Source organism: Pseudomonas sp. GW823-FHT02C05 (genome assembly GCF_058797595.1).
Genome location: NZ_JBXAJU010000001.1, coordinates 357,949 through 370,522 on the forward strand (window position 1 = coordinate 357,949; position 12,574 = coordinate 370,522).

The window sequence follows — 12,574 nt, forward strand, 5'->3', positions numbered from 1 at the left end:
CCCCGACAACGCCCACATTTCCCCCGCGGCACCCCTCATCGCCAGTCTTTACAGCTTGCCTGTCAAACATGTTTAAATAGCCGCCTTTTCAGGCTCCAGGGCAGCCAAATCGCGACGTTCGCGACCCAACCGCCGCAAAAATACCCTTAAGTACTTCTCACATAAGGCTGTTATGGACACGGGCACCCGACTCAAACTCGTTCGCGAAAGCTACAAACTCTCCCAGCGCGAGCTGGCCCGTCGTAGCGGCGTAACCAATGCCACCATCTCCCTGATCGAACAGAACCGCGTCAGCCCCTCCGTCAGCTCCCTGAAAAAGCTGCTGGAAGGCATCCCCATGTCCCTGGCCGACTTCTTCACCTTCGACCAACCGCCCCGGGAGCACCAATACGTGTTCCGCGCCAACGAACAGCCCGACCTGGGCCGCGACGGCCTGCGCCTGTTGATGATCGGCGCCCCGGTGGCCAACCGGCAGATGCGCTTTCTGCGCGAGCAATACGCCCCCGGCGCCAGCTCCGGCGAAGAAGCCATCGTGCATGCCGAAGGCGAGGAGTGCGGCCTGGTGACCCGCGGCACCGTGGAGTTGACCGTGGACGGGCAAGTCAGCGTGCTCAACCCCGGGGATGGCTATTACTTCCCCACCACCTTGCCCCACAGCTTCCGCAACATTGGCCAGGATGAGGCGGAAATCATCAGCGCCAACACCCCGGCGAACTTCTAAGCGGCTGGGCGGCTGATCCGGCACTGCCTGCTGCAATCCTATCCAGCCTGCGCCTTGTGTCGCAGGCTTTGTTTTTTCGAGCCCACGCCCCGCGGGCTGGCGTGTGCACAAGGGGCTGCTATCGACTCAAAAGCAGCATTCTTGTGTGGTCGTTGTCGGTCAGGAGCGAGCGTCGCATTGCCTGCGTGGCGTCTGCCTTTCCCGACGTAGATGAGGTGCCTAATGGATAGCCGCTATTGCTCTTCTCTTACGAGAGCAGCCCAGGACTTGCACAATGCACGTTTGCTGGTGGGCAAGCGCCTGAGCGTGCTGATGCATGACCAGTACTATTTCAACGGAGAAAGGAGCCTGGGAGATGTCGGCTCTATTGAATGGCATTTTGGCGGGCAAGAGGTGATATCCATGTACCTCTTGAGTGATGGAGAGAGTGTAGGGGCTGATATATACCCCATCAACACACCTGCTTCCTTCGAGATAGAGCCTGGCGTGACTTGCGCCTGGAAGAGGGAAAACCTCCTGCCAGCGCTTTCAGCGTCCGACCTCGAAGGCGAGAAAGTTCTCGAGGTTAAGGGCATTCTCGATGGCCTCAAGGGCCAGGTATCTCGGCTAGTCGGATTTAGGATCGAGTTTGAGTCCGGAGACTTCCTTATTTTTCTTAACCAGGGCGACGAGGCCGCCATGCTGGTCAATACGCTCCCGCCGGCATGCGTCGACATTGAAACCAGCTTCGTGACCGTCATCCAATGAAAACCATGGGTGAAAAACGTTCTCGGGGAGGGCGGCTTTCGGCCGACTGCTGCCCATCTGCGAAGGGCAGTTATTGGCCGATAGGTCCCTCTCGCAAAGGGCAGCTACCGGCCACAACGAGTCGGTTAATCGCTCCGATGATGGATTGGGCGGAGTCCTTCACCAACACCCCGGCTTTCCGCACTCAGCAGCTATATTCCTTTCGCGTTGTAGCAATTTCTAAGCAAGTTCAAATCACTGCCTGACAAGGGCATTACCGGTACTGTGCTTCTATTTATTTGGGAGGGAGCCGACGCGACGCCTGGTGATTATTCGATGCGCGATGTACTTGAGAGAGAATGTACACCAACCAGCTCGCCTTGGAGGCAGCTTTAATGGAGTTGACACTGCAGCTGGAGCAGCAAGGCTCGCCAGAGGTAGGGAGTATCGTTCGTGGCGCGCTTGAGATGATTGGTGAAAACGCCGATTTCACCAAACAGGTTTTAGCCAAGCTCAAGGCATCGAGTGCCGGCCAGCGCAAACGAGTGGAAGCTATCCACGAGAATATCTGCGTCATGGCCAACGCTAATAGCGTGCCACAGGCGTAGCTTGATCATGCCTATCCGTTGGGTTTACTCGCTGTATCGGGTCGATGAGATTGATAACGTCCGGCCAGATCGACTTGTTGCAGAGACGTTTGACTAGGTGCTATTTTGTGGAGGTTTACTTATTTTACTATAGATGGGCATAAAATTAATCAAGGAGATTGGGTAACAGTATGTCATTTTTTTTGAGATTTAAAAACTACGCAATACTTACAACGCTACTTACGGCCTCCGCTTCAGCGATAGCTGATAACGCGAGCCCCATTGGCGATTGGTGGAGAGTTTTGAGCATAGGCACGGGGAAAAACAACATAGTGTTTGTTGCCGATCTAAATTCCATGACACCAAGGAGTAAAACGGCGGGTGGGTTTCAGTCTGTAGAAGTTAACCAAATTTTCGCTGATTCATCCAAGCCATTGGCAGATGTCTATACAGTTGAAGTCCAGTGCTCCAAGCAAAGAGCCCGCTTTCTTAAAGGAACATCAATCGATCGAACAAACAACGCCCGCCGAGACTTAAAGGTCTCAAATAAATGGCTAACACTCGATTATGATAAAGCGATTCTAAATACGTTTGCGTTTGTGTGCAATCCACAGGATCGACAATTTAACGGATTTATCTCATTGGGCAAATTCAACCAAATGAAAATGCTTGATATCATTACGGATTTGCAAGCACCACCGAAAAGCCCAATGGATGAACTGGACGATATATTAGGCAACCAAAAACCTGCAAAGTCCTTGTAAGAAGTAGCTCATGATAAAAAATTGCTGTGGTTCAGCTTTAAAAGCCAGGGGGAATGTATCCGGGGACGTAAGAGACGTTGGTACACTTACCATGAAGGATACGTCCATCCTCAATTCTAAAGAGTACAATTTTTTTGGCTTTATTCACCGTTGCTTCAAGCTTGCAGTCTGAGCTATGACTAACCGTTTCGTACTTCTCGGTATACACCATGCCATTGCTAGTGTGATTCATTGAAGTTCCTGCTGCTTCAGTATTCGTCCAACTTGAAGACTTATACCAAGTAAGCACAGCTAGAACTTCGCCGTTTGGGCCTGTTTCTTTTTTCATCGAATCGGGTCTGCCAAATAAATTCAGTGCCTCTTGGGCATCTCGCCCTTCCCAACGAGACTGAGCAATAGAACTACACCCATTCAAAAGCAGTACAGATGGGATGATTACTCCCAACAGGAATCCTTTAGCTAACTTATCCATCACAACGCCCTCTATCCCATCTAAGTTAAGAAATTAAGCCTTGAGTCACGGCTTAGAATTTCAAGCATCCGCAGATCCATCCCAATGCTGGCTTATGTTTAGACGCTTGCAGTCCATAAGAAAAGTCTCACTTTACGCGTTGAGCCCTATCCAGGGCAAGGCGTCAGGTTATCAAAGTGTATAGCTGTAACGGCTTGCAAACGAAAACCGCCGCGCTCGCAATTCACTCGACTTTCGGCTCAGATTAACTGTGACTGAACATCCTCAAGACGCTTTTTGTCGACCGCGAACTGTTCCGTCATTACACATAAGAGCCGCGCTCTGCCTGAATCGTCCCTGATTTTGTGTAGCACTGAATGGCTGCTTTTGGCCGATAGCGGTCGGTCATGAGCGGCCGCTATCGGTCAACAACGGTCATCCCGCGTTTACAGAACCAGGGGCGATTCAGCAGTCACATTGGCCTTTACAAGAGAAAACAAGCACCGCATGGAAGATACTTCTGAGTTTACTGAAGCCGAATTCATTTCCCTGGTCAAAAACATACGGGTCGTCAACAAGGGCGGGACGGACGCTGAGCTAGGCGAGTTGCTTGAACAGTTCAGCACGCTCGCAGGCCATCCAGATGGCTACGATCTGATTTTCCACCCTGACCCGGGCGCGGATAACTCCGCCGAAGGTGTTGCCAAGACAGTCAAGGAATGGCGCATGTCCCAGGGATTGCCGGGATTCAAGAAAGACTGATTGAAGCGCCATCCCCATCAAGAGACGCCCTCACGATCAAAGACGATTCGATTCCCCCTGACGTGCTTCAAGTATCGTCGTGGCGCATGAACCGTCTCTTCCATCCGGCTGTTTGACGACGATAAGCAATGGTTTTTCGTGGAGCTTCACTAAAGACCGTACTCATACCAGCAACGGCCTCTCAGGGATCGACTGCACCGGGGTCGGCTTTGCCGTGCATCCCCGGTTGAAAACGGCACTGGGGATTTCCAGTCCCAAAACGCACGGAACTCAGTGCCTGATGTGTTCAGGGGGAGGGCTTTTTCAACAACCGCCTCCTTGCTGTTGTCTCGTAGGCCGGTGCCTTTCGCTCAACGCGCTGCGCATAGAAGCACTGGGCAACGTGGTGCACAGCCAGTTTGGCATTACTCCAGCGGGAGAAACCCACCACCACTGTGCCAAATTCACCCGTTATCGGCTGGGTGCGGGGCTGCTCGCTTTGCAGCGAGCGCGCCCGCCACCTTCGACCCGGGAAACTGCCAGCAGCACCCGTGCTGCTACGACAGCAGGTGCCGCCAGCAACGGGATGGTCCACTCGAGCTTTACATGAAGTACGGTTTGTCGCCGTCAGTGTTCGGCTTGTTCACGCCCAGGTTGGCGCCCACATGCAGATCAGGTGAGGTGATGATCTTGACGATCAGGTCTGCCACGCTCTTGCGCGATACCACGGTGCCCTTGAACGGTTCGCCCCTGGCGGTTATTTCATAGTCCACCTCTTCCTCATCGGTCAGCCAGGCCGGGCGCAGGATGCTGTACTCCAGGCCAGATGCCTCGATGGCGTGCGCAGCGCGGCGGTAGGGTTTGAGATCCTCGCCGATGATGGCGCGGTTCCATTCGCCGAATTTGCCAGGCACTTCGTCATGGATGCCCAGTGACAGCACGAAGACCAGACGACTGACTCCGGCGGTTTGCATGGCGGCGATGATGGCTAGGGCCTGTCTATCCAGGTCTTCGCCAATCAGGTTGGCGTAGACGATGTCCTGCCCGACCATCACCTGGCGCAGCAGCTTTTTGTCGAGTACATCGCCGATCACCACCTGCGCATTGGCTGGTTCCAGCCCGGAGAGTTTTCGTGGGTTGCGCAGCAGAAGGGTCTGCTGCACATCGGTGTGGTTTCCCAGGTCACGGGCTACCCACTTGGCGATTTGCCCAGTGGCGCCGAGGATCAATACCTGTTTCATGATGACTGCCTTCTAAAGATGCTGTTTGAAGAAGGGCACGATCTGCGCCATGGCCAGGGCGACCGGCTCGGGCTGGTCGTACAGGTCGTAGTGCGACCAGCCCTCGGCGACGAATAGCTGCTTGGCCTTCGAGGCGGCGCGACCGTAGACCTCCCAACCATCGCGGTAGGCGCCAAAGCCCCCGGGCTTGTCGCCGATCACCACGAGCAACGGCTGGGTCAGCAGGGTCTCGGCATGGGCGAAGGCGTCCCAGGCCATGGCCGCGCTGTTGAAGGAGAACAGGCCGCTGGTGGCGCCATTGGGTTGCTGGCCACGGGCCGACTTGTAGTAGTCGGTGGCCTCCAGTACGTCGATATCGCTGATACCGACCTGCTTGCCGGCCTCGACAGAGTCCGGCAGGTAGTTGATCACTTGACGAGCCGCGCCTTTGGCCTCTGCCGTGCGTTGGGCCGCCATGGCCTCTAGTGCGCCAACCGGTTCGAACTGGCTGAAGCCTTCGCGCATCAGCCGACCGAGGTTCACCCCGGTGATCGAGGCCAGCGCCTTGATGCGATGGTCGGTACTGGCCGCGTTGACGGTGTAGGCGCCGCCTCCGCACACGCCGATGGCGCCGATGCGCCGAGCATCCACATAGGGCAGGCTCACCAGGTAATCGATGGCGAAGCGGATGTCGGAAACGCGAATCGCCGGGTCTTCCATGAAGCGTGGCTCACCTCCGCTGGCCCCCTGGAAGCTAGCGTCGAAGGCCAGCACCACAAAGCCTTCCTGCGCTAGCTGGCGGCCATAGATATTGCCGGAAGTCTGCTCCTTGCAGCTGCCAATCGGGTGGGTGCTGACAATGGCCGGATACTGCTTGCCTTCGTCAAAGCCTGGCGGCAGGTAGAGGTCGGCGGCTGAATCCCAGCCCAGGTTGCGGTAGGTGACATGCTTGAGGATGGTCATGGTTTGAAGCTCCTGTGAGCCGGCGCGAACCACACCGGCATTATCGGGAAAGTTGGGTTACAGGCGGCTCTGGAAGAACTTGGCCAGTACCGCGACGGCTTCGTTCACGTAGGGCTGCTGGTCGTACAGCGACATATGATTGGCGCCTTCGATCACGTGCATCTGCTTGTCACCGCTGGCGGCGCGGGCGAGCAGGTCGTCGCTCATCCATTTGCTGCCGGCCTGGCTGCCCGCCACGATCTGGATCGGCTGGGTGAGGAAGGCCTCGGCCTTGTGGTAGGCGTCGTAGGTGATGATCTGCGGCAGGCTGCGAGCGGTCATGAAACCTGGGGCGTTGGGGTGCTGGCAGCGTGGGGTGTGGTAATACTCCCAGGCTTCGCGCAGCTCCTCGTTCGGAGCATCTTCCTCGCGCGTCGGAGCCAATGGCAGCGTGGCCAGCTCAGTGCCGTTGGCATCGCTGGTACGGGCCAGAGAGCCATGTTCGATATACGCCAGCGCATCGGCATCCTTGACGGTATTTTCCCAACCGTTGCGGAACATCTGGCCGATATTCACCGCACTTACGGTGCCAACGGCCTTGATGCGTCGGTCGTTGATGGCGGCGTTGGCGGTGTAGCCAGCGCCCGCGCAGATGCCCATGGCGCCGATACGGCTGCTGTCGACATAGGGCAGGGTGGTCAGGTAGTCGACCACGGCACTGATGTCCTCGGTGCGGATATAAGGGTTTTCCAGCTGGCGCGGCTGGCCGGTGCTCTCGCCCTGGAAGGACGCATCGAAAGCGATGGCCAGAAACCCTTGCTCGGCCAGTTTCCGTGCATAGAGGCCAGAAGCCTGCTCCTTCACCCCGCCGCCCGGATGGGCGACGACAATGGCCGGATACTGTTTGCCGGCATCGAAACCAGCAGGCTGGTGGATCACGGCAGCAAGGGTGACACCCTGGCCGTTGAGGGTTTGAATGCGGACGTTTTGCATGAGGGTGGCTCCAGTGCTGAGCGCCGGTGGGTCGCTCGATGGATGCATGCTAGGCCGAGTTTTGTGCTAGAAAAATATGCAAGAATCAACATGACTCGTTCGGATTACTTAACAAAATGTCGATTACCCCCTCCATGCTTCCCGCCCTGGCCTGGTTCGTCCATATCGCCCGCCATCGCAGCTTCACCAAGGCCGCGACCGAAATGGAAATGTCCCGCGCGGCACTCTCCCAGCATCTCAAGAGTCTGGAGCAGCAGCTCAATGTGCGGCTGCTGCACCGCACCACGCGCGATATGTCGCTGACCGAGGAAGGCCAGCGGCTGTTCGACGCTGTGGCTCCGGCGTTGAAGACCATCGATACGGCAGTGGCCGAACTGGGCGAGGTACAGTCCGCACCGAGCGGGTTGATCCGGGTGAACACCTCGCGCATCGCCGCGCGTAACCTGCTGGAGCCCTACCTGGGCGAGTTCCTCGCCCGCTACCCAGGGTTGCGTCTGGAGCTGGTGCTCAATGACGGCTTCGCCAACATCATCGCGGGTGGTGCCGACGTGGGAATACGCCTGGGCGAGAGCCTGGACGAACATATGATGGCTGTGCCCATCACCCCGCGTATCGAGATGGCAGTCGTGGGTTCGCCGACTTACTTTGAGCGCTACGGCATGCCGCAGACTCCGGCTGATCTTGTACAGCACAACTGCCTGGCCTATCGCTTCACCAGCAGCGGCACCATCGATCGCTGGTCGTTCACCTCGCCAGATAGCGAGGCCCACACCCAGGTATTCGAGCCACGCGGCAGCGCCGTGTTTAACGACGACGAGAGCATGTTGAGGGCGGCTATGCAGGGAGTGGGGTTGATCAAGTACCTCGACATCTGTGTGCGCGAGCAGTTGGCGTCGGGCGAGTTAGTCAGGGTGTTGCAGCCGTGGTGCCAGCCTTTCTCTGGTTTCTATCTCTATGCGCCGACCCGCACGCATATGCCCGCCAAGGTGCGGGTGCTGATCGACTTTCTTCTGGAGAAACGGTCGTTACTGGGTTGATGCTACAAAAAGCGCAGTGGCTGGCGCGCCGACTTGTGGCCGGGGGCAGCCACTCACAAGCTCATCACCGTCTGCTTTTTGCAACGATAAACCCCGCAGTCTCTGGTTTGCAGGCGGCCCTCCCGCCGATACCGCGCTACAGCTCGACGCATCACCGCAAGTCAGCGACGGCGCATCGCGGACAAAAAACGCGGGGCATAGGCTCCCTCTCTCTGCGGGATCCATCTGGTCGTTCGACGACGCTGAAGAACTGTTTCCCATGGAACTCGCCAATGCCCCGTACACAGCGGTAACCCCATTGCGCCGACCCGCTACAAGCCCGTCACGCAGGCTGGCGTTGCCGCTCGGCTCCTGACATCGACCTAAGGCTTGGCCTTGTCCCATTGACACTCTGCCAACCGGCGCACATCGGTTCCGCTCTTTTCTTGCCTGTCGATGTCGCCGTCGGCGTTCAGGTAGATATGGGTAGTGGGCCATTGCGGGGTGATGCTGACGCAATGATTGCGCCCGGAACTCTTGCTCCACCACGAAAATTCCATGAAGAACTCGTCGTCCGGGAAGAGCGCGCCATGATCGGTTGCGCCGCCTCCGGGAAGCATTCCTCCTTTATCAATCCGATCCTGGACATTCCAGATGTACCTGAGTTCATCACGGCCGGCTTGGGAGTAGTGAACATTCACCCTTGGCAACGCGAAGTCCCAATGAGTGACCAGCCCAAACAGCAGCGGTATCCAGAGCAGCTTTACGTACCATGGCCGGCGCGTGCCTGCATGGAAGGGCCAGAATTTCATCTCCATCCTTTGGGCGTATTTTTGGCGGGGGGCGTGGGTTGAGAGTGGAGACGGCAGTGTCGCAGCCGGTCGTTATCCACTTCCGACTGCTGTGTGGCTTCTCGTGCTGAATGTCAGCAACCGGACGCTTTGAGCCCGGTGCCGATGGTGACCGCGCTGACCTGCACTTTCTCAAAGGCCTTCTGCGCGGCGGCGTCGTATTTCTGGTCGCAGTTGAAGCGTGTCTCCATCACGTAGTCTTCGCCCTCTGCTTTGCGCATCTGCGATTCCCACTGATCTGCGGCGTTGAGCGCGGCATCCGAGGCCAGCACCACCTCCAGCAGCACTTCCTTGAAATCTACGGCATGAGGGCCTTCCCAGTGGGCATAGACCGAAGGGTCGGCGGCGTTGCCGCACATGCTCAGGCAACTGGCGCTGTAGCTCAGGCCGCCACCGGACGACTGGGTAAAGGCGCCGACGGTGAGGGGGTTGCCTGGCGCCGGGGCGTAGGTGCCGACGAACTGGGTCAGGTCGGCCTGGCATTTGGGCGTCAGCTCCATGCGCAGTTTGCTGACTTTGCCGCCCTCTACCGTGGCGGTGATGTCGCAACCCTGGACTTTGAACTTGTGCTCATCGCCGAAGGATTCCCGAGGGATTCCGGCGATGGATTCAAAGTAACGCTGATTGGTGCCCAGCATGTCACCGGTGAAGACTTCGGCCACGGAAGCGGCATGGGCGACGTCAACAGACAGGACCAGTGTCGAGGCAAAAAGGCTATAGATCAGCTTGTTCATGGCAGAGTCCTTTCAATGGTGCGATCAGTGCCCGTGGTCATCTTCAGGCGGATTCGGGGGCGAGAATAGCTCATTCGATCGAAGGCACGGATGCCTTGCTGCCCAAGCGGATCAGTTCATTGGAGAAACACAGGCCAAGAATGATCAGTGCCGCTCCTGCATACAGGCTGTCGCGCGGAACTTCATTGAGCGCGACAAACGCCAGCAGCGCGGCGAACAGTGGCTCGGTCAGCTCCAGCGCTTGCACTTGGGATGGCTTGAGGTACTCGATGGCCTTGGTGGTGCAGAAGAAGCCCAGGATGGTCGGCAACGTGGCCAGCGCCAGCAGGGTGGCGATCGCCAGTGGCGACAGTTCGCCCATCGTGAAGCCGTCGGCTGCCGCCGGCATCAGCAGGTACAGGCCGCCGAACAACAACAATTGGCGGGTGAAGTGCAGCCCTCCCGATACCCCCATGCGCTTCATGGCAACCGAAAAGGCCCCATAGCCGCAGCCGGCCACGGAGGCAAGCGCAGCACCTTGCAGGCTAAAGCCCTGCTGCAGGTCGCCGCCGAAGATCACCGAGATCCCAGCGATGGCCAAGGCGGCGCCAACGCTGGCGTTCGCGGTGATGGCGTCCTTGAGGAAGATGCGCCCCAGGATGATCGAGGAAATGGACGCACTGGCCATCAGAACCACCACCACGCCGGCCGCCGCGTAGTGTCGATAGGCGGACGTCTCGAAATGGAACAGCACGAAGATGCCGAGAAAAGCGCAGATAGCCGCCTGGATCCATTGGCTCGATGTCGCCGGGCGCTTGAGGAAAAGCAGCAAGATCGATAGCAGTGCACAACCCAGCAGGGTCTTGATGACAGCGACACTGCTCGCGGTGAAGCCAACACTCATGAGAATTTTGCTGAGTACACCGATCGTTGCGTTCAGTGCCGCAGCGCAGAGTGCAAATAGAACGCCTTTGCTGAAAGTGGATGGCATGGATGACGATTCCTGTCGCTGAATTATTGTTCGATAGAATACCGCTCTACATCACTTGCCTGCGCAACGTCCCTCCAATCAGGGCTGAGCGTTGTGTCGCCCTGAAGGGAGCAGTCAGCGGCTAGCGCTTTGCCATGCAATGAGCGTTGACGAAGGTTGCAGTGTGCCGCAGAGACTGGCGTATATCCGGTTTGGCGATTGCATGCCTGTTGGCAAATTGCTCGACGGCCGCGGTATCAAAACGCGTGGTCTGGATAAAGTCCAAGGCTTCGGGTTGGGTATTCATCAATCGCGCGACCGGAGGAATGCTCAGCAGCCACTTCAGCAGCCGGAGCGAAACGTGATGCTTGGGAGACTTCAAGCCCAAGGGTTGGGCCACCTGTACCAACAGTTCTCGCAAGTTGGGTGTTTGCGCATCCAGCGCCAGCAGTTCCTGGCCGGCCATGGCCGGATCAAAGGCACAGGCCGCCATCAGCTCAACCAGGTAATCCACGGTGACCAGTGGCAGCCAGTGCTGGGCAGTCCCGGGCACGGCCGCCAGCTTTCCCTGTACCAGGTTACGTATCAGCGCCACCAGTGGCTGGCCGTCGAGGATATGCCCCGTGCGGCTGTGGCCGCACACCGTCGCCGGGTGGACAACGGTCAGTTCTCCGCCCTTGGCGGACATGGTTTCCAGGGTCGCAAAATGCGCTTCCAGCTTGCTCGTCTCGTAACCACCGACCTGCCGGTAGACCGCAGGCCAATCGGTCCGCTGCGGATGGCGAGGATCAATGCCGATGCGTCGCAGATGTTCATGGTTTTTCAGCATGTAGCCGCCGATCATCACTAACCGGCTGTTTTGCTCAGCCGCCAGCAGTGCCACGCGCTTGGCCCCTGCCACGTTCACCGCACGAGACTGCGCCAGGGAAAGCCCCCAAGCGAAGTGGGCGCCCAGGTGGAATACGATTCTGGCGTGCCTCAGCAGTTCTCGGTCGGCAGGACTCAGCCCGAGGTTGTCCCGTTCCAGATCGCCAGCCACGGCCAATACCCGGGTGCCACACCCGCCCAAATGCTCGACTTGCTCGCGCAGCGCAGCAAGCCGCTCGGGGCGACGCATCAACACTCGAACGGTGTGACCTTTTGCACTCAAGTGCGCCAGCAAATGTTGACCGATGAAGCCGGTACCCCCGGTGACAAAGCACTCCACACTCATTTCCCTGTTCCTTGTTGACGGTGAGAAATCAAGCGTAAACTATCGACCCAACTCTATGGTCAAGCGGTGTTTTCATGAAAATTGGCGAAATCGAGGCCCGTAGCGGCGCCAGCCGCCATACGCTGCGTTACTACGAGCAAATCGGCCTGATCTCATCGCTGCGGCGAACGAACAACTATCGTGTTTACACAGAGCAAACTCTGCAGGACCTGGACTTTATCCAGCGCGCGCAAAGCATGGGGTTTTCCCTGGGGGAAATAGGCGAGATTCTGAATGCGCAGCGCAACAAGCTGATCGACTGTGCCGAGGGCGCCAAGCTCATTGAAAAGAAAATGGCAGAGATCAAACAGAAAATCGCCAACTTCCAGAGCATTTATCGGTATCTGGATGAAGAGCGTGCAAAGCTCGAAGCCAGTGCTGCCGAGCAACTTGAGCTGCAGCGGCTGAACAACGCTTCCATCTGAACGCTCAGCGACTGAAGAAGGGAAACCATCGAGTCCGCGGCCCGCTGTTTGAGGCTGAAGTTCAAAGAGCCAGTGGCGAGCATGAACTCAGAATCAGGCTCGGCAGGGCTTGTTGGCGTTCAGCGCGCATTCAATCAGGTGAGTTGATTGCCTCGCGCAGGCAGTTGCCAGGAGTCGACTGCTATCACTACAGGAAAGCACT

Annotated in this window: 15 protein-coding genes; 7 read left to right on the top strand and 8 right to left on the bottom strand. The window is 57.6% G+C overall.

Annotation, left to right across the window (positions count from 1 at the left end):
• The first annotated feature begins 172 nt into the window (after positions 1–172).
• From AC1RGE_RS01735 to AC1RGE_RS01750, 4 genes are all read left to right on the top strand, one after another.
• Positions 173–721: a cupin domain-containing protein gene (locus tag AC1RGE_RS01735; protein ID WP_011060642.1), complete on the top strand. Its 549-nt coding sequence runs from the start codon at positions 173–175 to the stop codon at positions 719–721.
• 222 nt (positions 722–943) lie between these two features.
• Positions 944–1,468 (top strand): hypothetical protein, encoded by a 525-nt coding sequence (locus AC1RGE_RS01740; RefSeq protein ID WP_492583110.1) that lies wholly within the window; start codon positions 944–946, stop codon positions 1,466–1,468.
• Between the two features lie 338 nt (positions 1,469–1,806).
• Entirely contained in the window at positions 1,807–2,055 is a 249-nt protein-coding gene (locus tag AC1RGE_RS01745; RefSeq protein ID WP_492583112.1) for a hypothetical protein, read from the top strand.
• Positions 2,056–2,225: 170 nt separating this feature from the next.
• The gene (locus AC1RGE_RS01750) at positions 2,226–2,798 is read left to right on the top strand and encodes a hypothetical protein (protein WP_492583114.1); all 573 of its coding nucleotides are present in this window, start codon (positions 2,226–2,228) and stop codon (positions 2,796–2,798) included.
• A 37-nt stretch (positions 2,799–2,835) separates the two neighbouring features.
• Here the strand turns inward: AC1RGE_RS01750 and AC1RGE_RS01755 are convergent, their stop codons facing one another.
• Positions 2,836–3,270 (bottom strand): YfiM family lipoprotein, encoded by a 435-nt coding sequence (locus tag AC1RGE_RS01755; RefSeq protein WP_308936267.1) that lies wholly within the window; start codon positions 3,268–3,270, stop codon positions 2,836–2,838.
• A gap of 486 nt (positions 3,271–3,756) precedes the next feature.
• Between AC1RGE_RS01755 and AC1RGE_RS01760 the strand changes: the two genes are divergently transcribed.
• Positions 3,757–4,011 carry a bacteriocin immunity protein gene (locus tag AC1RGE_RS01760; RefSeq protein WP_492583116.1) on the top strand — a complete coding sequence of 85 codons (255 nt, stop codon included), beginning with the start codon at positions 3,757–3,759 and terminating at the stop codon, positions 4,009–4,011.
• A gap of 581 nt (positions 4,012–4,592) precedes the next feature.
• On the opposite strand, the gene AC1RGE_RS01765 is transcribed toward AC1RGE_RS01760, so the two are convergent.
• Genes AC1RGE_RS01765 through AC1RGE_RS01775 form a run of 3 tightly spaced genes read right to left on the bottom strand, consistent with a single transcriptional unit; the run spans position 4,593 to position 7,145 of the window.
• A complete protein-coding gene (locus tag AC1RGE_RS01765; RefSeq protein ID WP_492583118.1) occupies positions 4,593–5,231 on the bottom strand; it encodes an SDR family oxidoreductase in 639 nt (212 codons plus the stop codon).
• Positions 5,232–5,243: 12 nt separating this feature from the next.
• Positions 5,244–6,173, bottom strand: coding sequence for an alpha/beta hydrolase (locus AC1RGE_RS01770; protein ID WP_492583120.1), 930 nt, complete (start codon positions 6,171–6,173; stop codon positions 5,244–5,246).
• Between the two features lie 57 nt (positions 6,174–6,230).
• Positions 6,231–7,145, bottom strand: a complete 915-nt coding sequence (locus tag AC1RGE_RS01775) for an alpha/beta hydrolase (protein ID WP_492583122.1) — start codon at positions 7,143–7,145, stop codon at positions 6,231–6,233.
• 116 nt (positions 7,146–7,261) lie between these two features.
• On the opposite strand from AC1RGE_RS01775, the gene AC1RGE_RS01780 reads away from it, so the two are divergent.
• Positions 7,262–8,182, top strand: coding sequence for a LysR family transcriptional regulator (locus AC1RGE_RS01780; RefSeq protein ID WP_492583124.1), 921 nt, complete (start codon positions 7,262–7,264; stop codon positions 8,180–8,182).
• Positions 8,183–8,544: 362 nt separating this feature from the next.
• Here AC1RGE_RS01780 and AC1RGE_RS01785 read toward each other — a convergent pair whose 3' ends face one another.
• From AC1RGE_RS01785 to AC1RGE_RS01800, 4 genes are all read right to left on the bottom strand, one after another.
• Positions 8,545–8,973, bottom strand: coding sequence for a hypothetical protein (locus AC1RGE_RS01785; RefSeq protein WP_492583126.1), 429 nt, complete (start codon positions 8,971–8,973; stop codon positions 8,545–8,547).
• Positions 8,974–9,086: 113 nt separating this feature from the next.
• Positions 9,087–9,746 (bottom strand): hypothetical protein, encoded by a 660-nt coding sequence (locus tag AC1RGE_RS01790; RefSeq protein ID WP_492583128.1) that lies wholly within the window; start codon positions 9,744–9,746, stop codon positions 9,087–9,089.
• A 70-nt stretch (positions 9,747–9,816) separates the two neighbouring features.
• The gene (locus AC1RGE_RS01795; protein WP_011060652.1) at positions 9,817–10,716 is read right to left on the bottom strand and encodes a DMT family transporter; all 900 of its coding nucleotides are present in this window, start codon (positions 10,714–10,716) and stop codon (positions 9,817–9,819) included.
• Positions 10,717–10,837: 121 nt separating this feature from the next.
• The gene (locus AC1RGE_RS01800; protein ID WP_169893640.1) at positions 10,838–11,908 is read right to left on the bottom strand and encodes an SDR family oxidoreductase; all 1,071 of its coding nucleotides are present in this window, start codon (positions 11,906–11,908) and stop codon (positions 10,838–10,840) included.
• Between the two features lie 74 nt (positions 11,909–11,982).
• Between AC1RGE_RS01800 and AC1RGE_RS01805 the strand changes: the two genes are divergently transcribed.
• Complete coding sequence (locus AC1RGE_RS01805; RefSeq protein ID WP_011060654.1) at positions 11,983–12,372, top strand: MerR family transcriptional regulator; 390 nt, start codon at positions 11,983–11,985, stop codon at positions 12,370–12,372.
• Positions 12,373–12,574: the final 202 nt, after the last annotated feature.

Excerpts from the sequence above, each read along its gene's own strand:
- AC1RGE_RS01735 (WP_011060642.1), top strand. The coding sequence starts at position 173 with ATGGACACGGGCACCCGACTCAAACTCGTTCGCGAAAGCTACAAACTC.
- AC1RGE_RS01740 (WP_492583110.1), top strand. The coding sequence starts at position 944 with ATGGATAGCCGCTATTGCTCTTCTCTTACGAGAGCAGCCCAGGACTTG.
- AC1RGE_RS01745 (WP_492583112.1), top strand. The coding sequence starts at position 1,807 with ATGTACACCAACCAGCTCGCCTTGGAGGCAGCTTTAATGGAGTTGACA.
- AC1RGE_RS01750 (WP_492583114.1), top strand. The coding sequence starts at position 2,226 with ATGTCATTTTTTTTGAGATTTAAAAACTACGCAATACTTACAACGCTA.
- AC1RGE_RS01755 (WP_308936267.1), bottom strand. The coding sequence starts at position 3,270 with ATGGATAAGTTAGCTAAAGGATTCCTGTTGGGAGTAATCATCCCATCT.
- AC1RGE_RS01760 (WP_492583116.1), top strand. The coding sequence starts at position 3,757 with ATGGAAGATACTTCTGAGTTTACTGAAGCCGAATTCATTTCCCTGGTC.
- AC1RGE_RS01765 (WP_492583118.1), bottom strand. The coding sequence starts at position 5,231 with ATGAAACAGGTATTGATCCTCGGCGCCACTGGGCAAATCGCCAAGTGG.
- AC1RGE_RS01770 (WP_492583120.1), bottom strand. The coding sequence starts at position 6,173 with ATGACCATCCTCAAGCATGTCACCTACCGCAACCTGGGCTGGGATTCA.
- AC1RGE_RS01775 (WP_492583122.1), bottom strand. The coding sequence starts at position 7,145 with ATGCAAAACGTCCGCATTCAAACCCTCAACGGCCAGGGTGTCACCCTT.
- AC1RGE_RS01780 (WP_492583124.1), top strand. The coding sequence starts at position 7,262 with ATGTCGATTACCCCCTCCATGCTTCCCGCCCTGGCCTGGTTCGTCCAT.
- AC1RGE_RS01785 (WP_492583126.1), bottom strand. The coding sequence starts at position 8,973 with ATGAAATTCTGGCCCTTCCATGCAGGCACGCGCCGGCCATGGTACGTA.
- AC1RGE_RS01790 (WP_492583128.1), bottom strand. The coding sequence starts at position 9,746 with ATGAACAAGCTGATCTATAGCCTTTTTGCCTCGACACTGGTCCTGTCT.
- AC1RGE_RS01795 (WP_011060652.1), bottom strand. The coding sequence starts at position 10,716 with ATGCCATCCACTTTCAGCAAAGGCGTTCTATTTGCACTCTGCGCTGCG.
- AC1RGE_RS01800 (WP_169893640.1), bottom strand. The coding sequence starts at position 11,908 with ATGAGTGTGGAGTGCTTTGTCACCGGGGGTACCGGCTTCATCGGTCAA.
- AC1RGE_RS01805 (WP_011060654.1), top strand. The coding sequence starts at position 11,983 with ATGAAAATTGGCGAAATCGAGGCCCGTAGCGGCGCCAGCCGCCATACG.